This window comes from Shewanella electrodiphila, assembly GCF_023283985.1.
Taxonomy (GTDB): Bacteria; Pseudomonadota; Gammaproteobacteria; order Enterobacterales; family Shewanellaceae; genus Shewanella; species Shewanella electrodiphila.
The window spans coordinates 119,998-143,513 of record NZ_JAKIKU010000003.1 but is presented as its reverse complement, the minus strand read 5'-3'; the positions used below and the strand labels follow the sequence as shown (position 1 = coordinate 143,513).

Below are 23,516 nucleotides of genomic sequence, written 5' to 3'. Positions count from 1 at the left end.
GGTTATGAATAAAACAAAATTATTAACGTTAGTGATAGCCATTTCAATATGTGTAGGGTTAGCTGCTTTAACGGGCGAGAAGGCAGTTTCTCAAGATTTGACTGAAGCTGAAACGCCTAACATTCTGTTTATCTATACGGATGATCAAGCGCCATGGGCATTAGGGGCATCAGGTAACGAACAGGCGCTAACGCCAAACATGGATCAGCTCGCATCAGAAGGAATGAGATTTGTAAATGCCTATACAACAACGCCGGTATGTAGTCCATCACGCGCAGGCTTACTCACTTCAAAGTATGGCTTTGAACTTGGTATTGATGATTGGATTAATACCAAATTTACTAAATTGGATTTATCCCCTTTAGAACCTGAGCTTGGGCTCTCTGCTACCTGGGAGACTTGGCCTAAACAGCTGCAACAAGCTGGATATTATACAGGACTTGTTGGTAAGTGGCATTTAGGGTCTCAAGCAGAGCATCATCCGACAAAGAATGGTTATGATTTTTTTTCAGGCTTTACTTCAGGTGGAACCAAACCCGCTAATCCAGTATTAGAAATCAATGGTAAAGAAGTGAAACAACAAGGGTTAACTGCTGATATTTTAACCCAGCATGCTATTGGCTTTTTAGAAGCAAACCAACAACGGAAATTTGCTTTATCACTTCATTTTAGAGCCCCTCATGGCAAGTGGCTACCTGTAGCGCCAGAAGATTCAGCACCTTATGAAAATGTGGATATTCAAATTCCTAACGCTGATTTTCCAAATTTAAACGTCAAGAAAGTTAAACAATATATGGGGGAATATTTATCTAGTGTTCGCAGTGTTGATCGCAATCTAGGTATCTTGATGAAAAAACTTGATAGCTTAGGGTTAACGGATAACACCTTGGTCGTGTTTACTTCAGATCATGGTTATAACATGGGACACAACGGCATTTGGCATAAAGGTAATGGCCATTGGATTTTGAATGATGTGGTCGCCGCTCAATCACACAATATCCCTGCAGACCAACGACCAAATATGTATGACAATTCGATAAAAGTGCCTGTTATCGTTCGCTGGCCAAATAAGGTTGCAGCCAACAGTGTCAATTACTCCACCTTGTCAAACCTTGACTGGTTCCCGACATTGCTTGCTGCAGCTAAGGCTCCATATAGTGACAGTAACGTTATTCGTGGTGAAAATGTACTGCCTGTGTTGTTAGGTACAACTGCACTGTCTACCTCTGATTATTATGCTGCTTATACAACAAAACATCAGTCTATTTCAGGGATGCGGATGTACAGTGATGGCCAATATAAACTGATTAAAGATTATATTAATAAAGGGCGGGACGAATTTTACGATCTTAGCAATGACCCTGCTGAATCAAACAATATCATTCAAACAAATGACCCTAAGGTTAGCGTTATAGTGAATAATTTTGATGATATTATTTTCGAAAAAATGCTCGCGACACAAGATCCGTTACTAAATCAGTTTTTGCCAAAACAAAAAAAACAAAGTAAGCGTCAAAAGGAATAATGAATATGAAATTTATAAAAACGATTGTGGCAGCTGCTTTATTGAGCTCTGTGGCATTTATGGGGCAAAGTGAAGAGTTTATGTCAGATCATGCTATACCAACCGACCTTGCGGCAGCTGGAATTGTAGAGTCTGATTTTAGTCAGTCATTAACCACTGGCGTGCGTATTTTAGAAGAGAAAAATTGGAATGTTTGGGGCGTTTCCCCCATCAAGGGTGAAGACGGTAAGATTCACGTATTTTTTTCACGCTGGCGCGGTACCCATGGACATTGGTTGAGTCACAGTGAAATTGCCCATGCGGTAGCTGACAAGCCAGAAGGCCCTTATACCGTAATGGGGACAGTATTGGCTGGCCGAGGCGGTGAATACTGGGATGCAGACACGATACATAACCCGACGATACAAAAAGTTGGGGACAAATATGCGCTATTTTTTATTGGCAATAATCTAGGTAAAGCCAAAGATTTTGATGGCCACCATGCCTCAACACAACGAATAGGGCTCGCAGTGTCTGATAGTTTGTATGGGCCATTTGAACGGGTTAGTGACGAACCTATCCTTGATATTAGTGCCAATAAAGCGGATTGGGATAGCTACTTAACCACTAATCCTGCGCTGCTACAACATCCGAATGGCGAATACTGGTTATATTATAAAGCCTGGGATAGATACAACGATAATATGCGAAAAATGGGCGTTGCTATATCCTCTAAGATTGAAGGGCCTTATTTAAAACATGAGAAAAACCCATTGGTATCCTTTTCTAATATCAAAAAACAAGTAGAAGATGCGTACGTATATTTTTCTAATAATACTTACTATATGGTCATGCGAGATATGGGGGTTATTCATCCTCATGTAGGACTCATGCTTGAGTCTGATGATGGGATCAATTGGTCAAGTCCAATGTTAGGATATAAAACCAACACCCATTATACCGACGAGAAAAAAATTCAGCGTATGGAAAGACCGCAAGTGTTGATGGAGGACGGCAAACCAGAGTACTTGTTTATGGCGTTAATGGGAGGCAAGCAGAACACCTCCTCTGGTGTGGTATTAAAACTAGATTAATCATTTTTGGCTTACCCTTGTTGAAAATTTTTAGCAAGGGTGTCTTATTAGATTGTCGTTATTCTGCATATATTTTAAGTATCCGTTACAGTATGAAATATCAATACCTTGGTATTTAGCCAGTAAAATAGCGATTAAATATTCTGCTAAGGGCTAGCTGTAACTCACGTTTTAAGAATCACTTTGCGGATGGCAACAGTATCAGCCTCAACCATTCAGGACATTAGACCAAATGAAATATCATTACAGCATTGGCACGATAATACCATGTTTAATCGCGAGTTTAAGTCAGCCAGTTTTATCCAAACCCCATTTAGCTTCATCTTCAAACCAACAGCCAGAAAGACCCAATATTGTTTTGATCATGGCTGATGATCTTGGTTTGGGTGATGTGAGCTATTACACCCGTGATTTAATTAATGGCAAGCCATTATTTGAAACACCCACCCTTGATCAATTAAGTCAGCAGGGCCTGTGGTTTAGTGATGCTCATGCAACAACTGCACTTTGTTCTCCGACTCGATACGGTATGATGACGGGTAATAGTACCTATCGAAGCAATGCGCCATGGGGGACATGGAGTATGTATAAAGAGTCTCCTTTCAAAAAAACTGATGCCACCATTGGCCGTATTGGACAAACACAAGGTTACAATACAGGCTTTATTGGCAAATGGCATTTAGGGGGGGATTACAAAACCAAGGAGGGGTCAACAATTTATCGAGGTGAAAAAAGAGGGTATTTACCTAAGGTTGATTTATCCCAAATTGTTGGCGGTGGCCCAGAACATGTAGGTTTTGAATACAGTTTCATGTTACCAGATGGGATTCAAGGACCTAATTATATGGCTTTTGAAAATTCTAAATGGTATCCATTAACCGAAAATTCGAAAGTTATTTTAATTGATGAAAGCTCTGCAGTAGTGCCAGAAATAGTATCCAGCAAAGGTCCTGGGATGGGTGATTCTGCTTGGGACACCCGTAAAATGGGTGATATTATTTCTCAAAAAGCGGTTGATTATATTCATCGCCAAAATAATAAAAAGCCGTTTTTACTTTACTACGCATCACCGATGCCGCATCTTCCGCATATTCCCCCCGCAACTTTTGATGGGGTAAAAGTAAAAGGCAGTACACCGACTGCTCACCTTGATATGATTGTGGAATTAGATCTTCAAATAGCTCGCATTGTAAAAGCACTTAAAGCCAAGGGAATGTATGACAATACGTTATTGATGATTACATCTGATAACGGGGGGTTATTATTTAGTCAAGCGAGCGGACACAGAGCTTCAGGTGAGTATAGAGATGGCAAAAATTCAGCTTATGAAGGCGGTCATAGAGTACCATTTATTATTCATTGGCCTGAGATGATTTCTAAAGGCGAGATCGTAAATGAACCGATAATGGCACACGATGTAGTCGCGACCATTGCTGCTGTTACTGGTTTTGAAGCAAATGAAAATCAAATGATGGATTCTATGAATCTTTTACCGCTTTTTGATGGTAAAACTGAGTTAGCCAGCAGAGAGTTTATGCTGCAACAAGGTGGCACTGATTTTCAAGTGGTATTAAGAAAAGAACAATGGAAATTAATTATCAAAACTAACCGAAATCTAACTGATTGGAAGCCTGTTGCACTGTTTGATCTTGATGCTAATAAAGAAGAACATGAACAAAAAAACTTAATAAATAATCAAGAGTTTAAGGTGCTAGCGGAAAACATGTTAGCTCAATACCTCAATATAAGGTCTTCAGGTATGAGAACTACACCTTTGCTTTGACTGAAAGAAGATGACGTCGATGTAGCCCTAAAGCTTGAAGTTAAATGTGGTCTTCGTCATTTTTCAAAAAACCTAGCATTTTGCTAGGTTTTTTGCTTTGTTAGTCGTTAAATGTTGATAACGATATTTTGCCATTAAACCTATCGTATAGGTAACACGGGGGGATTTTGATGAATCTTAATCTGCTAAAGCAATCTTTTGATCATTTTGTCCGCCATGATGATAAGGAACATAAAGTAAATATATGTTTCAACTCGCCATCAGTGCGAGCGTTTAATCAAATAAGAGCTGATGCTGGTTAGGGAGAAGTGGACCCAACACTGGCGCAAAACAGTTTGAATCAATCTTTATTTCATGTTTGCTTATATTGTGACAATAATTTAGCTGATTATGGCAGGATTATTGGTGATGGAGCTTTGTTTTATTATGTACAAGATGTTGTGGTAAAAAACCATTATCAAGGTCAGGGCTTAGGGCATTTTATTATGGAACATATTCAATGTTACTTGGCTGATACGGTCTGCAATGGAGCGACTGTAGGATTATTATCTGTAAAAGGTAAAGAATCATTTTATCAGCGATACGGTTACCAAAACGGGATGGTGAAGTTTTAGGACTTGGTATGTGTCAATTTTATTGATACTTTTCATTAATGTTATCAAAGATTTTAAGGGTATTGTAATGTCTAACGTTGTTATTACAGGGGCTAACCGAGGTATCGGTTTAGCTTTAGCACAACTATTTAAGCAACAAGGGTGTAAGGTATTTGGTTTGTGTCGCCACACTTCTGATGAGTTAGAAGCGCTGGATATTAATGTGATTACACAAATTGATGTTGCGACAGATGAGGGGATTCATAATATGCACACTTCGCTTGCGGGTGTGGCTATTGATATTCTTATTTGCAATGCCGGTATTTTACGCGATGAGCAATTATCACATCTTAATTTAGATACCATCAGACAACAGTTTGAAGTCAATGCCGTCGCACCGCTTAGGGTTGTTGCTTCACTGCAAAATCAACTTAATCCGGGCAGTAAAGTTGCGATGATCACTTCTCGTATGGGCTCTATTGAAGATAATACTTCTGGCGGACGTTATGGATATCGCATGTCGAAAGCGGCATTAAATGCGGCTTCAATGTCGTTAAGTCATGATCTTGCTGATAAAAATATAGCTGTTGGTATTTATCATCCAGGCTACGTGCAGACTGATATGGTTAACCATGGTGGTGATATCTCAGCAGTCGAGTCAGCGGCTCGTATTGTAGGGTTAATCAATGAACTCGATATGAGTCAATCTGGTGTGTTTAAGCACTCTAATGGTCAAGTCTTACCTTGGTAAGATGTGATATTAATACTTCTTCAGAATTAAAGCTGCGATCAGTCATTTACGAAAGCTTACCGTATTTAATATCGACTAGGCTAAAACTCATGTCAGTATTGATATTGATGCATAAACAATAAGGTGGTGAGCTTAATTGAAAAATTTATTCCTTAGAAAAGCAACTTCAGCAGATAAAGCTGATTTATTGAGCTTAGAGCAAAAAGTGGTTGAAGCAGAACGGCCTTTTAACCCAAGTATTAAACCTATAAATGCAGCTTATTATGATTTAAATCACTTACTTTCAGGTGATGATTCAAATTTGATTGTAGCTGAAATTAACGGAGTGATTATTGGCACTGGTTACGGTCAAATTAGAGAATCTAAACAGTCTCTCGAACATACTACACATACCTACCTTGGTTTTATGTATGTGGAGTCAGAATACAGAGGGTTAGGTATCAATAAGATGATTATTGATAACCTCATAGATTGGAGTAAAAGTCGTGGCGTGTTTGACTTATATCTAGACGTTTATGATGCCAATGATGCTGCTATACGGGCATATGAGAAAGTCGGCTTTACTAAGTCATTAGTAGAGATGAAAATTAATCTAACCAACACAGTTGAACTAGTGAGTTCATATCCCCAATAATAAACCTCTCTCTGTTTGTTTTCTCTATATGTAATATTGATTTATTAAACTTCTATCACATAGAGCATGGAGAGGTTTTATCTTCCTCCGGTGTCAGTATTGTTGTTAAGCTTTTTGATTAACCACTTTCAGTGAATTACATCAGCACATTAATATAATGACAAATCGAAGTTTCAAGTAATAAAGTCAATTATACAAGGTTTACTGAAATTAATGATGTTGCAATCTGTGCGCGCTATGGTTATGGTCATGTTAACAATAACTGGCAACTAAATGTCCATGAGGCTCAACATGAAATACATATTTCAATCTTTATTTATTATCGTAATGATATTTTTATCTTTTAATGGTTATGCCTTGGATCAAAAGTTTGAGATAGATAAAGACCTACTGCTTTTAAATTTTGATCTTAAAACAGATGTTGATGATGTCCATACTATTGCAGCATTCGATTTAATACTGAAATCTAAAGAATATAAAAAACTGAATTATTATGCTATCAGCGGCACTTATGGCATACAAGCAGGTGCCTATGTTCCGGCAAATAATCTATTTGATATGGTGTTCAAGCAAAACTGGACAGATGCACATAACGACAGACAAAACTCTATCTATAGAAGCATCAAAAAGATAAACAAAACATTATCTGATGGTGGCAATGTTTGGATGGTAGAGGCAGGGCAAAGTGATTTTACTCAAGAAATATTAACAGCACTGGCTGAATTCAATATCTCATTTTCTAAAGAACAAATAATCGTAGTGCAACACGCAGATTGGAATGAACAAGAAACAAGCGTAGATGCATTAAATTACGTCAAGCAAAACACTCATTACATAAGAATTGCCGACGGTAATAAAGAAGGAAACGGTACCCCAGGATTTAACAATCAATCCTACTTAAGTAAAAACCTTGAAGATACCAGGCTTTTGTCAGCAAAAGTTTGGAAACAGGCCAATGAAATATGTACTAAATATAACGGTATTAATGGGCGCTACGATAATAAGGCGATTTCAGCAGGGGGTGTTGATTTTTCTGACTTAGTTGAAGTCACTTATATATTGGGTATTAATGACACACCAACGGTAGCGGCGTTTTTTACTAAGTTTAACAAAACGACTTCAGAGAAATAGTCATGAAAATTACCAATATTCCACTTTTTTTTGTGGTCTTGTGTGTTTCACTATGTGTTGTACTAGACGCAACAGCTACAACAACTTGGCAGCAAGTAGAAACCTCGAACTCTTTCTCTGCACGCCACGAAGCGGGCTTTGTAAAATTTGAAGATAAAGGTTATTTAATTGGTGGTAGAGGTGTAAAAGCCGTTGATGAATTTGATCCTGATTTATTATCGTGGCGTCCTCTACAAGCATCGCCCATAGAATTACACCATTTCCAACCAAGTGTATGGCAGAACAAAATTGTAATAGCCGGCGCCTTAACGGGTGCTTACCCTGCTGAAACTCCAGTAAGAAATATTTACTATTTTTATCCGCATAAAAACAAATGGGAAAAAGGTCCTGCTATTCCAGAGGCAAGATTAAGAGGTAGTGCCGTTGCTGTGATTAAAAACAACTCGCTTTATCTTATTGGCGGTATTACCAATGGTCACCTAGATGGCAATGTTAACTGGGTCGATCGGTATGACTTTATTACCAATACATGGACTATTCTTGATGATGCTCCTCACGCGCGTGACCATGCTCAAGCTGCGCTCATAAATAATCATATTTATGTTGCTGGTGGACGAAGAACACTAGGCAAGCACAAACAAGTCTTTGAGTTAGTTGAAGGTAAACTAGATGTGTTGAATATCGAGACTAATGAATGGAAAGTAGTACAAAACGAATTGCCAACCCCCAGAGCTGGCATTGCAATATTTGCTCATCAAGATGATTTTATTGTAGTCGGTGGAGAAAGTGCCGATCCCAATAAAGCCCATGAAGAAGTTCATTTATTTGATAGCCAATCCAAACAATGGCGGAAAAAACCTTCTTTAATTCAAGGAAGACACGGGAGTGGTGTAATCGAAATAAATGGTTACCTATGGATTGCCTCTGGCTCTGGTATGCAAGGTGGTTCACCCGAATTAAATACAGTTGAACGTATTAAGCTCGATGCTATTTTTACTAATGATAAATAGCTTAATAACGACAATGCATATACCTAAAATTGATAAGTTAAACCTAATCACAGTTATGGATATATGTGTCTATGGTTATATTAATACATGAAGTTTTAACGAGTTGGTGAAGGGTTAATGGCTCAGTTTAATAGGTATCTGGCTGCATACATTTTTATGACAGTGCTCAAGTTAAAGTTGGCAATTTATTTGCGGTAAGGGACAAGCAATGAAAAATAATCTGCAAGAAATTGTTAAAGTATCAAAGTTTTACTTAACTATTTTAATATCAATAATTTTAATGACGTCGTGTGCCTTTGTGCAAAATACAGACTCAAATGAAATTAACATTGTAAATAACGAGTCAAATATTCATATTCAATCAAGTATTGTTAACTTTGAAGACACCCATAAGACAGCTTACGATGGTAGTGATTTCTATACTTATTTTTACGGCGAAACAATAGGCACCAAGGATACGATTGTGGGTTTGGCAATTATAGAACCTAACAATGAAATTCATCCGCCTCACCAACATGCTGAAGAAGAGTATTTATACATTGTAGAAGGTTCGGGGATTTGGACATTAAACGGTGTAGAAACACCTGCAAAAACTGGCGATGTATTATATGTTTCGCCCTGGGACTTACACGGCATATTTAATACAGGTGATGTACCAATGAAGTTTTTTATTACTAGAGCAAGTAATAAAGGCGTTATTGTCGAACCATCTTTGCAGGTTAAAGAATAGTCAATGTTAAGGCGTAAAAAAACCAGCAAGTCTATTTTTATAGCGTCTTGCTGGTTTTTATATTCTATTAAATGAGATCTTAACTTGAACTACAAAAATTATTTAGCGTAGTTTTTTCGATTAATATCCATCTCCGATTTCAAGCCCATCGTTAAGCTTACACACATAGTAAGCAAGATTATGGTGAAGGGGAGACCTGTAGAAATGGTTCCTGCTTGAAGTGCTTGTATCGCTTGAGTGCCACCAACATATAATAGAACAGCTGCAATAGCGCCTTCAGTAGTTGCCCAGAATATACGCTGTGGGATTGGCGCATCAATCTTACCGCCAGAGGTAATACTGTCTATGACTAATGATGCAGAGTCAGATGAGGTGATGAAGAAAACCATAATCAGTACGATTGAAAGTACCGAAATAATTGAGCTCATCGGCATTACATCATAAGCCTGAAATAGCGCTAGAGTGATATCTGTTAGGCCATTTGCGCCTAATTCACCGACTTGATTGATTATTTGATCAATGGCATTACCGCCAAATGTTGCCATCCAAAAAATCGTAATCGCTGTCGGTATTAGCAATACGCCAAGTAAGAACTCTTTCACTGTTCTACCACGAGAAATACGAGCGATAAACATGCCGACACACGGTGACCAAGATATCCACCAAGCCCAGTAAAATACTGTCCAACCATGCATCCAGGCTTCGTCTTCTCGGCCATGTGGATTACTTAACGGGATGATGTTTTCAATATAACCCATGATAGTAATGGGTAAATAGGTCAGTGTGACTGAAAAGGTCATTATGATGATGAATAATAATAACGCGAAAGCGGCCAATAAATTAATATTACTGAGTACTTTTACGCCACCGTGCATACCTCGTACAACGGATAAAATAGCTAATGACGTAACAAATGCAACTATGATGAGCTGGGTTGAAATGCCGTTACTGATCCCAAATACATGACTGATACCACTTGCAGCTTGTTGAGCACCTAGCCCTAGTGATGTTGCTAAGCCAAATAGTGTAGCAAGCACTGCTAGTATATCAATAATATGACCAAACCAACCCCAGGTTCTATCGCCTAAAATAGGATAAAACGCTGAACGCATGGAAAGGGGTAAGCCTTTATTAAATGCAAAGAAAGCCATTGATAGCGCGACTACTGCATATATTGCCCAAGGGTGGAGACCCCAATGGAACATGGTTGCACCAAGAGAGGCTTTAATGGCTTCTTCAGTAAATGGCTCGACACCACCTGGCGTTTCAAACCAACCAGTATAGTGCGCTGCGGGTTCTGCTAAGCCCCAAAACATCAGTCCAATTCCCATGCCTGCAGCAAATAGCATTGCCATCCATGAAAATATTGAGTATTCAGGGACAGCGTCATTGCCACCAAGACGGATCTTTCTAAATGGTGAGATGATTAAAACGATACAAAAAATTAAGAAAAAATTTGCAGACCACATGAAAACAACATCAAAGTTATTGATGATCTTCCATTTAGCACCATCAAGCACTTCTTTAGCTGTACTTGGCTCAACAGCGAGCAGGGCAATTAGAAACACGGCAATTAAACCTGCGCTGATCCCAAAAACCGGATTATGGATATCAAATCCCCATTTTTGAATATTATCTTGTCCTACTTCGTAATCAGTATTGTTAATACTGTATTTATCGTCAGGTTGACTCATACTTAATCTCTATAACTAAGGTGATGAAAGATATTAGCGGCGCAGATTAACAGACTTTAACTAAAGATTTATCAATTATCTTCATAGGTTAATTATATTGTGTTGATTGTCATGTTGTTTAGCTGGTGGCTGTAACGCCGTTAACTTGCTGGCTTTGTTTGTGTCAGTTTTTACGTGTTTTTTTACTGTTATCTTTAATTTAACTGCCTTATTTTTAAGCAGTTTTATCTACTTATTAAGCTTACTTAAAGATTAATTCATTAAACTAGTCATATTAATAAAAATATACAGACGCTCTTTATTCACTGGCGATAAATGTTGATGGCATTTATGCTGTGTTGTTGAATAAAGGGATCTACAAGGTAGGGATATAATGACAGTTAAAAGTGAATCTGCAGAAAAAGCGCCTGGCTTTTTAGGTAGAGCTTTAGATGGTATTGAGCGAGTGGGTAATAAATTACCTGATCCAGCGATGTTGTTTTTAATTTTGATGTTTGCTGTGTGGGGGATTTCAGCGCTGCTTTCAGGCGTGAGTTTTGAAGCGATAGATCCTCGTACAAACAGTCCTATTGAAGTGAATAACTTATTGAGCGCAGATGCGTTAACCCATTTTTTAACCTCAATGGTAACTACTTTTACCGCATTTGCGCCATTAGGTGTTGTGTTAGTTGCCATGCTGGGTGTGGGTATTGCTGAGCAATCTGGCTTTATTAATACTGCATTAAAGCAAATGCTAAAAGTCACACCCGCTAAGTTCCTGACGCCAGCTGTCGTGCTTGTGGGGATTATATCTCATACTGCTACAGATGCAGGTTATGTAGTGGTTATTCCATTAGCAGGGGTTATTTTCTTTACGGTTGGCCGCCATCCATTAGCGGGTATTGCTGCAGCATTTGCGGGCGTTTCAGGTGGATTTTGTGCCAACTTTATCCCATCAGGTATCGACCCATTATTGCAAAGTTTTACTCAGTCAGCAGCACAAATTGTTGATCCTGATATCCAAGTAAACCCTCTGAATAATTGGTTTTTTGCTGCGTCTTCTTGTATTCCTATTACATTAGTTATTTGGTATTTAACCGATAAAATCTTAGAGCCTAGATTGAATAAATCTCATAAAGTTAACCGTGACGAAGTTGACTTACCTAAGATGGATCAAGCTAGTGCGAAAGAAATGAAAGCTTTTAGGATTGCTTCAGCTGTGATGTTAGCTGCGATTGTGGGTTTCTTTTCACTCGCCATTCCAGAAACGTCGACATTACGAGATGCTAATGGATCACTTACCAGTTTTAGCGCACCGCTAATGCAATCGATTGTTCCGCTAATCTTTATCTTCTTTATGTTGCCGGGTTTAGTTTATGGTTACATGACTGGAAGCTTTAAAACTTCAGCTGATGTTGTACAAGCCATGTCTAAGTCAATGAGTGGCATGTCTCACTATATTGTGATGGCATTTTTCTGTGCACAGTTTGTAGCAGCATTTTCAGCATCGAACTTAGGCGCATTAATTGCCGTTGAAGGCGCTGGTGGGCTTAAAGCCTTAAACCTACCTGCAGAAGTGACTGTGGTAGGTATGATCTTATTAGTGGGCTTCGTTAACTTGTTTGTGGGTTCTTCATCTGCTAAATGGGCGTTGATTGGTCCAGTGCTCGTGCCTATGTTGATGCAACTTAATATCAGCCCTGATTTATCTCAAGCGGCTTACCGTATTGGTGATTCAAGCTCCAACATTATTACGCCATTAATGCCTTACTTCCCATTAGTTGTCGTTTATTGTCAACGCTATGTGAAGGGGATTGGGATAGGTACGCTCATTTCAATGATGTTGCCATTTAGCTTGGCGCTACTGTCGATTTGGAGTGCGTGGTTATTAATTTATTGGTCAATTGGATTCCCATTAGGATTAGGTGCTAGCTACACTTACGGCTAAGACATTAAGTACAGAACCTTAAAACAAAGAAAGGACTGCATTTGCAGTCCTTTCTTTTATTTTATTGTTATATTTTAACGAGTTCTAAGCTTGTTGTAGCCTTTGTTCTATATATTGATCAATGACTGTTTCCAATAAATCTAAAGGCATTGCACCATTTTTCAGCACCGCATCATGAAACTCACGTATATCATATTTATCCTGGAGTTTATCTTGAGCTTTTTGTCGCAGCTCTAGAATTTTCATCATGCCAACTTTGTAAGATGTCGCTTGGCCTGGCATGACAATATAGCGTTCAATTTCTGATATGACATCACGCTCCGCACGGCCAGTACTAGCGCTCATGTATGCTATCGACTCTTCTCGAGTCCAGCGTTTGTGATGCAAGCCAGTATCGACGACAAGGCGAACGGCACGTAATAACTCATCTGTTAAGCGGCCTATGTTATCTGCTGGTGTGTTTTGAAAACCTTGTTCATAAGCTAAACGCTCAGCATATAATGCCCAACCTTCGGAGTAAGCTGTAAAAGGTGCAAATCTGCGCAACAAAGGCATACCTTCAAGTTCCATAGCAATGGATACTTGAAAGTGATGTCCTGGAATGCCCTCATGGTAGGCTAATGTACGCATCGCATATTTAGGTGAGGTCTTTATATCATATAGATTTGCAAAGAAACGCCCTGGGCGACTGCCATCTAATGAGGGGCCTTGATAATAAGCTCCTGGTGCTGTTTTTTCTTTAAACTCAGGTATTCTAACCACTTCCATGCCAGCTTTTGGGCGAATGTTAAAACTGTCATCTAGACCGTCATTAATTTCATCCAGTATGGTTTGGTAGTCGACGAGGATTTGAGCTCTACCTTCATCACTGTCTTCATAATAATATTCTGGTTTATCAGAAAACGTGTTCATTGCTGCAAGGTAGCCATCACTGGTATCAATGCCTTCTTGCTCAAATAAAACTAACATTTCTGCTTGGATACGCGCGACTTCGGTTAAACCCAATTCATGAATATAATCAGGGGTGTAATCTGTTGTAGTAAATAGCTTTAAAGCTAACGCATAGGCTTGCTCGCCTTGAGGTAAATGCCAATATCCATCGTCAGTGCCAGCCTTGGGTTTTAATGCTTCAAAATAATTGATGAATAAATCATAGGCGGGATATATTGAATCTATAATCGCTTGCTCTGTTTGCGCAAGGAGTCTAGCTTTTTCAGAGTCTGATATTTCTTCAGTCGCATCAAATTTTGTTACAAGCGAAGTATAAAGAATATTTTCATTTGCAGGTGTTGCAACAAAACCATGCATTTCATCAAGCACTCGCTGAATCACAAAGCGTGGCGGAATGATATTGCGATCTTCACGCTCTTGAAGTGCTAATAGGTACTGTGAAAATTTACGGTTTAGTTCACCCATTCTTGAAAGGTAGTTTTCGGCATCTTCAACTGTGGCCACTTGATGTGAAGACTCCATAAAACTTGGGAAGCCACTTTGAATGCCAAACATTTGATTTGCCGGATAGGTGTGATACTGAAACTTGTCGAAATCATCGATAAGACCTGTCAAATATAGGGCTATTTGTTTCGATATAAGCTGATTTTCATCTAAATTATTATCTTCATATTGATGCAAGCCATCACGAAAGCTTTTCATTTCATCAAACACGGCTTTGCTGTTAGATGGATCGACATCATCAAGGTGAGCATTATGTCCTTTTATACCAACTGACTCGAGAAATCCAAGAGAGGTTAACCCTTCAGGATCTTTAAAAGCCATCTTAACCATTTGGCGATCTAGATAAGATCTAAACATAAATGGTTTATCGGCATACCACTCATGGGCAGCGAAACTCGCACCGATAGTGGCAACACCTAACGTGCCAAGTCCTAACCATTTCAATGATTTTTTAATCATGATTGTCCCTATTTATTGTTGTTTTAATCCATTTTAGATAATGATTTAATCTTATTTTACGCCAGTGGATATTAACAACTAACTAACATAAGTCGAAGTTATTGAACACTAAAAGTGTAAAATTGTATGCCAAAGATGAATATTAGCTGATTGCTAATAACTTTTTGCTTAGTACTTAAGCTTGTAAACAGCAGGTATTTTGAGCTGAAGACGAGCGGATTAAATACAACTATTTTTCATGGCAGGTTATGAAGGATTTTGAAGGGTTATGACAATGCTGAATCTACACTCGCCACATAATGGATGTATATATATGGCGAGTTTATTTTATCAAGTTGTAATGAGCATTAACTGCGGAGCAATATTTCATCCATGCATAGATTAAGAGGCGTTAAGTTCACTGAAAGTATGCAAATCCCTCTTTGTTGGCTGCTCACCTAATTGATTGATCCGTTTAATCTCACTGAAAATTAATGGTGACAGAATAATACACAAAGCGATATTAGATAAGGGCACTGATAACCAAATGCCATTAACCCCAAGTAAATAAGGTAGCATTAATAGAAAGGGTATTTGAATTAACATATTACCCAATGAAATCGTTAATGAACGACCGCCTTGGTTAACTGCCATAAAATACATGGTAGCGATAAAAATAAGTCCATCTAACACCAAAGCAAATAAATGTAATCTCATCCCTATCAAGGTTTCAGTCATTAAAGCTTGGTCTTGACTGCTAAAAAAACCGATAACAAACTCAGGGAATACATTGATAAAAGTCACTGTTGATACGGCTAATACCATAATGACTTTAACAGCGAGTTTTACCGTCGCTTTGATATTGTTGACCTCTTTTGCGCCGTAGTAATAACTCACAGGTGGTTGCATACCACTTGCAATACCTTCAGCCAACAAAAAGAAGGTGGTAGCCACGTATCCTACGATGGCAAAAGCGGCAACATGTACAGCAGAGCCGAACTTCATGAATAAATAGTTGTGCAATGCAATAATAAAACTGAAGTATAAAAACATAAATAAACTCGAGCTACCGAGCACAATGATATGTTTCATTTGAGAAAAGCAGATAGAACTTAGATTAAGTTTGGCTTTTGTATTGGCTTTTGATGAGAAAAAGTAGCTGAAACCGAGTACAACTACTACCGCTTGTGACACTAATGTCGCAATCGCTGCGCCCTTTAAGCCCAATGGATAGACGGCAATTAACAAATAATCCAATGCAATATTTAGCGTGGCACCAACGATTAAAAGCTTTGTGGCAAGACCTGGGTTTTCATCGTTTCGTACTAATAGCGGTAAAGCTGTTGCCGCAGCAGTAAAGAATGCTCCATAAGCAAATACTTTAATATAGTCCATTGCCATGGTGTAGTTAGCGCCGCTAGCTGACTGTAACAATAATAACGATTCACCCCATAGTTGAATGAATACGGCAGCAGCAATACTTAACAACACAATTAGTGCGATGCCATTATTTAATACACGCTGTCCGTCTTCAGGTTTATTTTCGCCACGGCTGATGGATAATAAACTACCACCGCCCATGCCAATCATCATTCCAACACCGGCGATACAGCAGATTACTGGCCAAGCCATGTTGATCCCAGCTAAACCTTCAAAACCCACATAGTGACCAACAAAAATGCCATCAATAATCTGATATAAGCCGCTGACGAGCATAGCAGCAATAGAAGGGATGGCATATTTCCAGAAATGCTGGCTGACCGTCAAACTTGATGGTTTTGAAATAAGGTTAGACATTCTACACACTCAAATAAATTTACAGACTTAATGTTGTCCATTATGGCTATTTATAAGATAGAATAAAGTTAGTAACTATCCGATTTTCGGATAGTATTTTAGCGGGAGTCAACATGAACTGGTCTATAGAACAGTTACAAGCATTTGTTGCAGCGGCGAATCTGGGATCATTTTCCTCTGCTGCGCGTTCATTAGGTAAAGCGCAGTCTCGTGTGAGTACTGCGGTAGCCAATTTAGAAATAGATTTAGGTTTTAAACTTTTCGATAGAACAGGGCGTATGCCAGTACTTACCGAGCAAGGCGAACAGATGTTCATCGAAGCGAAAGCAGTACTAGCACAATGTGAACGATTAAATTCACGTGCAATGACAGTGCAAACAGAGGATGAGCTTGCATTGACTATTGCTATTGACGAAGCTGTACCAATTTCTACATTTGAGGCTTTTTTTGATAAAACGGCCAATACATTCCCTTTGTTAAAACTGACTATTTTGAATGGTTCAAGAGATGACATTGCTCAATGGGTTGATGATGGCAAAGCAGATTTAGGTATTTTGTTTCGCAATGAACAACTCTGTGAGCGACTTGAGTTTTTTAGCATAGACAGTTTTCATCAATCTTTGATTGTTTCAGTAAATCATCCGCTAGCAAATGTTCCAACACCCAATATAGCTGAACTGAATCAGTATCGACAGTTGGTTATATGTGATTTACAAACCCAGAGTAAGCCCATTTCGGCAAACTGTTGGCATGTTGATAGCTATTACTATATTACGTCTTTGGTCATAAGAGGTTTAGGTTGGGCGCTAGTGCCTGAGCACATTGCTGACTCGTCTTGGTATTCTGGTGAAATTAAAGAATTGAGTTGTTATCACATTCCAGATTCTTTATTGATTGAAATGGGATTGGTAAAGCGTCGCGATAAAGGGGCGGGTAATATTATGAATTGGATGTTTGGTGAAGTTGATAAAATGTTTAATGAGGCAAAGAAAGCCAAGGGTTAGTGCTTTTTTTAAGACAATTCACCTTAGCTTAATCTAAGAAAACCACAGACTTGTTATGTTGAACATATAAGTTACTGGGCTCATCTGTGGTCAAATCTAGATCTAGATTTGTATCAGGCACGCAGCAACAAGGTAAGCATTCATCTTGTTTAAGCTCAATCAATGGCTTAGTAAGGTAACGAACGCTGCCTTTGTTGACCTTGGTTTTACAAGCGCCACAAAACCCATTTCTACATTCAGAGAAAACATTTACTTTTTTAGTTTCTAATACTTCAAGTAGTGTGTGTTGCTGCTGGTTGAACAGCAACACCGGTTCGCCATTTAAACTGACAATGGGCGCTTTTTTAAAATTGTGCTTATAGGTCAAAATCAGAGAACTCATCACTGTCGACTGCAGAGTCAATCTGTCCCACTAAGTATGATGAAACTTCAACTTCCTGCGGCGCTACTTGAACAGCGTCACTTTCTAACCAGTTTTTCATCCAAGGTAGTGGATTAGTTTGCTCTGGGTAGGGTTGCGGTAAGTTAACAGCCTTCATACGTTGGTTGGTAATGTACTCAACATACTGACATAAAATTTGTTCATTTAAGCCAATCATTGAACCATCTTTGAATAGGTATTGTGCCCATTCTTTTTCCTGTTCAGCTGCTTTATAAAAAATATCGTAGGCTTGATCGTGACATTCTTTAGCGATTTCGCCCATTTCAGGATCGTCTTTACCACCTTGCATGATATTCACTATGTGCTGCGTACTATTTAAGTGCAATGCTTCATCGCGAGCAATTAAGCGAATAATCTTAGCATTACCTTCCATCAACTTACGTTCCGCGAAAGCAAATGAACAGGCAAAACTGACATAGAAACGAATCGCTTCTAAAGCGTTGACTGACATCATGCACAGGTAAAGTGATTTTTTAAGGATACGAGAGCTAACAGCTATCTCTTTACCATTAATCGTGTGCGTGCCTTCACCATGCAGATTGAATACTTGAGTTAACTCAATGAGGTCATCATAGTACTGAGCAATATCACCAGCACGTTTCAGAATTTCTTCGTTCACAACGATATCGTCAAATACAACCGAAGGATCGTTAACGATGTTACGAATAATATGGGTATACGAACGTGAGTGAATGGTTTCTGAGAATGACCAAGTTTCAATCCAAGTTTCTAATTCAGGTAACGACACTAACGGCAAAAGGGCAACGTTTGGTGAACGGCCTTGAATAGAATCAAGTAACGTTTGGTATTTAAGGTTTGAGATGAAAATGTGCTTTTCATGCTCAGGCAAACTTTGATAATCGATTTTATCTTTACTTACATCTACTTCTTCTGGGCGCCAGAAAAAAGATAATTGCTTTTCAATTAACTTTTCAAAAACTTCATATTTTTGTTGATCGTAACGCGCAACATTAACTGATTGGCCCATGAACATTGGTTCGTTCATTGGATTGTTCGGTGTTTGACAAAAAGTAGAGTAAGCCATTTATATATCCCAAAAAAGCGGGGAAAGCCCCCGCAATTATATGCTAATTATTGATTAAATTTTACAAGCGCCGCCGGCACAATCGTCATCTTCTTTTTCGACTACAGTAATGTCGTCTAAGTTGTCTGATGCACCATCACGAGTGTTGTGATAGTAAAGGGTCTTTACCCCTAACTTGTAGGCTGTTAGCAAATCTTTAAGCAAGGTTTGCATTGGAACTTTTTGACCGTCAAAGCGAGTAGGGTCGTAGTTAGTGTTGGCGGAAATTGCTTGGTCGATAAACTTCTGCATAATCCCGACTAATTCTAAATAACCGTTATTGTTCGGCATATTCCAAAGCAATTCGTACTGATGCTTAAGCTCATCAAAATCTGGTACTACTTGCTTTAACTGACCGTCTTTACTTGCTTTAACGCTGATTAATCCACGTGGTGGTTCAATACCGTTGGTCGCGTTAGAAATCTGCGAAGAGGTTTCTGAAGGCATCAATGCTGACAACGTTGAGTTACGTAAACCGTGCGCTTTAATGTCGCTACGTAATCCTTCCCAATCCATGTGTAATGGTTCATCACAGATTTTGTCTAAGTCACGTTTGTAAGTATCAATTGGCAAGATACCTTCTGCATAAGTCGTTTCGTTAAATAACGGACATGCACCTTGCTCTTTGGCTAAGTTCATTGACGCTTTCAATAAGTAGAATTGAATTGCTTCAAAGGTTTTGTGAGTCAAGTTGTTACCTGAGCCATCAGAATATTTCATGCCATTTTTTGCTAAGTAATTTGCAAAGTTAATTACACCTATTCCTAGCGTACGACGATTCATTGAACCAAGTTGCGCAGAGATAATTGGGTAATCTTGATAATCGAGTAAGTTATCCAAAGCACGAACGGCTAAATCAGCTAAAGGCTCTAACTCTGATAAATCATTGATTGCACCGAGGTTTAGCGCTGAAAGAGTACAAAGGGCAATTTCACCATTTGGATCTTCAATGTTTTTCATTGGCTTAGTTGGCAAGGCAATTTCTAAACAAAGGTTAGATTGTTTGATTGGTGCAACTTTCGGATCAAACGGGCTGTGGGTATTACAATGGTCAACATTTTGAATGTAAATACGACCAGTAGAAGCACGTTCTTGCATCATTAGTGAAAATAATTCAACCGCTTTAATCTCTTTACGACGAATGCTAGTGTCAGCTTCATACTGCAAATAAAGGCGTTCAAACTCAACTTGGTCAGCAAAGAATGCATCGTACAAACCAGGCACATCAGATGGGCTGAATAAACTGATGTTTTGAGACTTAATTAAACGCTGATACATCAGCTTGTTTAATTGCACACCATAATCAAGGTGACGAACACGGTTATCGTCAACACCACGGTTATTTTTCAGTACCAGCAGAGATTCAACTTCTAGATGCCAAATAGGGTAGAACAAGGTTGCTGCACCGCCGCGAACACCGCCTTGAGAACATGACTTAACGGCTGTTTGGAAATATTTGTAAAATGGTAAGCAACCAGTATGGAATGCTTCTCCGCCGCGAATAGGGCTTCCTAATGCACGTATACGTCCAGCGTTAATACCAATACCAGCACGTTGGCTAACGTATTTAACGATTGAAGACGCTGTAGCATTGATTGAATCTAAGCTGTCATCACATTCAATTAATACACACGAGCTGAACTGACGAGTCGGCGTTCTTACACCAGCCATAATCGGCGTAGGTAATGAAATCTTAAAAGTAGAAACCGCATCATAAAAGCGCTTGATGTAGTCAAGGCGGGTTTCTTTTGGATACTTAGCGAATAAACATGCAGCGACCAAAATATAAAGGAACTGGGCACTCTCGTATATTTCGTTAGTCACACGGTTTTGTACTAGATACTTACCTTCTAACTGCTTAACTGCAGCATATGAAAAGTTCATATCACGCCAATGATCCATGTAGCCGTCAAGAATGGTTAATTCTTCAGCTGTGTAGTCTTCAACGATGTGCTTATCGTATTTACCGATTTCTACTAAACGGTTAACTTGGTCGACTAACTTTGGAGGCTCAAATTGGCCAAAGGCTTTTTTACGAAGATGGAAAACAGCTAAGCGTGCAGCAAGAAATTGATAATCTGGCGATTCTGGAGAAATTAAATCCGCAGCGGCTTTAATAATAGTTTCATGAATAGCTTCAGTTGGAATACCATCAAAAAACTGCAGGTGTGATCGTAATTCTACTTCAGAGACTGATACGTTATTCAGTCCTTTTGCTGCCCATTCGATAACGCGATGAATTTTATCTAAATCGATTGTTTCGCGCTCGCCACTACGTTTAGTGACTGTCATATTGCTGTTCATTAAAAAGAGACCTTGGTTCTATATTTATTGGTGTAATTTATTATTTGGATCTTGTTTAACCGTACTGCTTACGATCGCCAATAAATCACATTACGTTCCCTTGTAAGTCGATCATCCAAAAGCATTTACAACATTAAATTTACAAAAATACTAGTGATACAGCGAGATACTGAGCTTTTTAAGCTAGTGTCTCGTGGTGATGTCATACACAAGATATGGTGTTTTTAAATTTGATACATACAAGATAGTGAGGTTGGCGTACTTTTGCAAGCAAGATTTTACTGAATAACTTGTGGATATCTTATGTATAGTGAAACAAGTTAGTAAAAGCTAACCTGCTAACGCAAATTACGCTTTGAATAATTAGGCTAGGTTAAATTTTGAACGAAGAACGAGTTCGGTTTGATCGCTACAATATTCAGCGATCGATTGTTTTGTTGAAAAAATAGTTTGATCTTTATAGAAAGGTTTTGCTAAGCCAAACTGGTATTATTTAATCCATTAAAACACTGTCAAAATTAGTCTTAAAGTACGGTAAACGAATGGAAATGCCCCAGTACTTAGAGAAGAGTGTTTAGATAACAGTTTTTAGAGCACAGTGTTTAGAGAACAGTATTTAGAAAGTATTGCTGGAGCGCATGAACTGATTCGAATTCAAGTTGGCTTGGCCAGTGTGACGGTGTATCAGATTCAGACAAATACCCCCACAATGCCGTCCCACCAATCATACCTGCTTTTTCTGCCGCGACTAAGTCACGCTCAGCGTCACCAAGGTATAAGATCTGCTCTGGTAGACAGTCAATTTGTTGAGCGGCTAATAGCATTGGCGCAGTATGTGGTTTTGGATATTGAGTTGAGTCACCGCTAATTACCGTTTTGGCCCTTTTAGTCAGCCCTAAAGCACAGACTAGAGGGCGAGTAAACTTAGCTTGCTTATTAGTGACGATCCCAAATGGGATATTATGACTATCTAATAAAGTTAGGAAGGCTTCGAATCCTTGAAATAATTTCGCTTTCTCACCATTGACTAGTTTGTAGTAGGCCAATAAGGATTGTTGAATTTCAATTTGAGATGCTTCATCAAGGTGTGGCACTCCGGCTTTAACCAGTGCCAAACTTCCATGAGAAGCTGAGTAACGTAATTCATCAACGCTTTTAGACTCAATGCCGCGTTCTTGTAAGCTTAAATTTAATGCATGAATCAAATCTGGGGCGGTATCAGCAAGAGTACCATCTAAATCAAACAACACTGCTTTAATCGAATTCATACATCCCTTAGATACGTAATCGACACTTTATCAATGAGTAAAACGGATTAGCACTCTTTGTCAAAGCTAATTCTATCAACGAAGCATTTTGCCTCTGGCAGCACCGTATTTGATGCTACCCATGAAAACTATTAATTAGTCAGCCACTTTTTGAGTGGCAATCATATAATTAACGTCAACTTTATTAGTGTACTTATATACACCCGATAATGGGTTATGGGTAATACCTAGGGCATCACGACAAATTAGATCTGTTTTATCTACTAAATTTATTAACTCAGATGGTTTAATAAACTTACTGTGATCGTGTGTGCCGACTGGCAGCATTTTTAATACATATTCAGCACCTACAATGGCTTGTATATAAGACATCATATTGCGGTTAATGGTTGAGAAGAACACATAACCTTCAGGTTTTACCATGTCACAACAGGCTTGAATCACAGATAATGGGTCAGGGACGTGCTCAAGCATCTCCATACAAGTGACAACATCGTATTTAGCAGGGTTTGCACCAGCATGCTCTTCAGCTGTCATTGTGTCGTAATCCACTGTCACGCCTGTTTCTAATGCATGCAGCTTTGCCACTTCTATTTGGGCTTCACCCATATCAAGCCCAGTCACTTTCGCGCCTATTTTTGCCATGCTTTCAGACAAAATGCCACCACCGCAACCAATATCAACGACTGTTTTACCAAACAAACCACCACAGGTTTGGTCGATATAATTTAATCGCAATGGGTTCAGTAAATGTAAAGGTTTAAAGTCACCATTTGGATCCCACCAAGACTCAGCCATATTGGCAAATTTTTCGATTTCTTGATGATCAACATTTTGTTGAGTGGTGTGTTCTTGATTCGACATTGCAAGGAC

At 38.9% G+C, this 23,516-nt stretch carries 19 protein-coding genes; 11 read left to right on the top strand and 8 right to left on the bottom strand.

Annotated features, from left to right (window positions below; genetic code table 11):
* Positions 1 to 4 precede the first annotated feature (4 nt).
* From L2737_RS06775 to L2737_RS06735, 9 genes are all read left to right on the top strand, one after another.
* On the top strand, positions 5 to 1,525 hold the full coding sequence (locus L2737_RS06775; protein ID WP_248955230.1) for a sulfatase-like hydrolase/transferase: 1,521 nt from the start codon (positions 5 to 7) through the stop codon (positions 1,523 to 1,525).
* A gap of 5 nt (positions 1,526 to 1,530) precedes the next feature.
* Entirely contained in the window at positions 1,531 to 2,598 is a 1,068-nt protein-coding gene (locus L2737_RS06770; protein WP_248955229.1) for a glycoside hydrolase family protein, read from the top strand.
* Positions 2,599 to 2,830: 232 nt separating this feature from the next.
* Positions 2,831 to 4,381 (top strand): sulfatase family protein, encoded by a 1,551-nt coding sequence (locus L2737_RS06765; protein ID WP_248955228.1) that lies wholly within the window; start codon positions 2,831 to 2,833, stop codon positions 4,379 to 4,381.
* Positions 4,382 to 4,689: 308 nt separating this feature from the next.
* A complete protein-coding gene (locus L2737_RS06760) occupies positions 4,690 to 4,995 on the top strand; it encodes a GNAT family N-acetyltransferase (RefSeq protein WP_248955227.1) in 306 nt (101 codons plus the stop codon).
* 67 nt (positions 4,996 to 5,062) lie between these two features.
* The gene (locus tag L2737_RS06755) at positions 5,063 to 5,725 is read left to right on the top strand and encodes an SDR family oxidoreductase (protein ID WP_248955226.1); all 663 of its coding nucleotides are present in this window, start codon (positions 5,063 to 5,065) and stop codon (positions 5,723 to 5,725) included.
* Between the two features lie 136 nt (positions 5,726 to 5,861).
* Positions 5,862 to 6,359: a GNAT family N-acetyltransferase gene (locus L2737_RS06750; RefSeq protein ID WP_248955225.1), complete on the top strand. Its 498-nt coding sequence runs from the start codon at positions 5,862 to 5,864 to the stop codon at positions 6,357 to 6,359.
* Between the two features lie 291 nt (positions 6,360 to 6,650).
* Complete coding sequence (locus L2737_RS06745; RefSeq protein WP_248955224.1) at positions 6,651 to 7,490, top strand: hypothetical protein; 840 nt, start codon at positions 6,651 to 6,653, stop codon at positions 7,488 to 7,490.
* Positions 7,491 to 7,492: 2 nt separating this feature from the next.
* Complete coding sequence (locus tag L2737_RS06740) at positions 7,493 to 8,500, top strand: Kelch repeat-containing protein (protein WP_248955223.1); 1,008 nt, start codon at positions 7,493 to 7,495, stop codon at positions 8,498 to 8,500.
* Positions 8,501 to 8,708: 208 nt separating this feature from the next.
* Positions 8,709 to 9,230 carry a dimethylsulfonioproprionate lyase family protein gene (locus tag L2737_RS06735; RefSeq protein WP_248955222.1) on the top strand — a complete coding sequence of 174 codons (522 nt, stop codon included), beginning with the start codon at positions 8,709 to 8,711 and terminating at the stop codon, positions 9,228 to 9,230.
* 98 nt (positions 9,231 to 9,328) lie between these two features.
* Here L2737_RS06735 and L2737_RS06730 read toward each other — a convergent pair whose 3' ends face one another.
* A complete protein-coding gene (locus tag L2737_RS06730; protein WP_248955221.1) occupies positions 9,329 to 10,924 on the bottom strand; it encodes a BCCT family transporter in 1,596 nt (531 codons plus the stop codon).
* Between the two features lie 373 nt (positions 10,925 to 11,297).
* Between L2737_RS06730 and L2737_RS06725 the strand changes: the two genes are divergently transcribed.
* Positions 11,298 to 12,851 (top strand): AbgT family transporter, encoded by a 1,554-nt coding sequence (locus L2737_RS06725; RefSeq protein ID WP_248955220.1) that lies wholly within the window; start codon positions 11,298 to 11,300, stop codon positions 12,849 to 12,851.
* Between the two features lie 84 nt (positions 12,852 to 12,935).
* Here the strand turns inward: L2737_RS06725 and L2737_RS06720 are convergent, their stop codons facing one another.
* The gene (locus tag L2737_RS06720) at positions 12,936 to 14,765 is read right to left on the bottom strand and encodes a DUF885 domain-containing protein (RefSeq protein ID WP_248955219.1); all 1,830 of its coding nucleotides are present in this window, start codon (positions 14,763 to 14,765) and stop codon (positions 12,936 to 12,938) included.
* A gap of 381 nt (positions 14,766 to 15,146) precedes the next feature.
* Positions 15,147 to 16,541, bottom strand: a complete 1,395-nt coding sequence (locus L2737_RS06715; protein ID WP_248955218.1) for an MATE family efflux transporter — start codon at positions 16,539 to 16,541, stop codon at positions 15,147 to 15,149.
* A 113-nt stretch (positions 16,542 to 16,654) separates the two neighbouring features.
* Here L2737_RS06715 and L2737_RS06710 point away from each other — a divergent pair, with 113 nt between their 5' ends.
* A complete protein-coding gene (locus L2737_RS06710; protein WP_248955217.1) occupies positions 16,655 to 17,545 on the top strand; it encodes a LysR family transcriptional regulator in 891 nt (296 codons plus the stop codon).
* A 28-nt stretch (positions 17,546 to 17,573) separates the two neighbouring features.
* Here the strand turns inward: L2737_RS06710 and yfaE are convergent, their stop codons facing one another.
* The 5 genes from yfaE to ubiG all read right to left on the bottom strand — a co-directional run bounded on the left by yfaE (position 17,574) and on the right by ubiG (position 23,507).
* Positions 17,574 to 17,927: a class I ribonucleotide reductase maintenance protein YfaE gene (yfaE, locus tag L2737_RS06705; protein WP_248955216.1), complete on the bottom strand. Its 354-nt coding sequence runs from the start codon at positions 17,925 to 17,927 to the stop codon at positions 17,574 to 17,576.
* Positions 17,902 to 19,032, bottom strand: coding sequence for a class Ia ribonucleoside-diphosphate reductase subunit beta (gene nrdB, locus L2737_RS06700; protein ID WP_102527380.1), 1,131 nt, complete (start codon positions 19,030 to 19,032; stop codon positions 17,902 to 17,904). The genes yfaE and nrdB overlap by 26 nt, the downstream gene beginning before the upstream one ends.
* Before the next feature lie 54 nt (positions 19,033 to 19,086).
* Positions 19,087 to 21,375: a class 1a ribonucleoside-diphosphate reductase subunit alpha gene (nrdA, locus tag L2737_RS06695; protein ID WP_248955215.1), complete on the bottom strand. Its 2,289-nt coding sequence runs from the start codon at positions 21,373 to 21,375 to the stop codon at positions 19,087 to 19,089.
* A 602-nt stretch (positions 21,376 to 21,977) separates the two neighbouring features.
* Positions 21,978 to 22,643, bottom strand: coding sequence for an HAD family hydrolase (locus L2737_RS06690; protein ID WP_229368749.1), 666 nt, complete (start codon positions 22,641 to 22,643; stop codon positions 21,978 to 21,980).
* A 135-nt stretch (positions 22,644 to 22,778) separates the two neighbouring features.
* Entirely contained in the window at positions 22,779 to 23,507 is a 729-nt protein-coding gene (ubiG, locus tag L2737_RS06685) for a bifunctional 2-polyprenyl-6-hydroxyphenol methylase/3-demethylubiquinol 3-O-methyltransferase UbiG (protein ID WP_102527403.1), read from the bottom strand.
* Between the last annotated feature and the right edge of the window lie 9 nt (positions 23,508 to 23,516).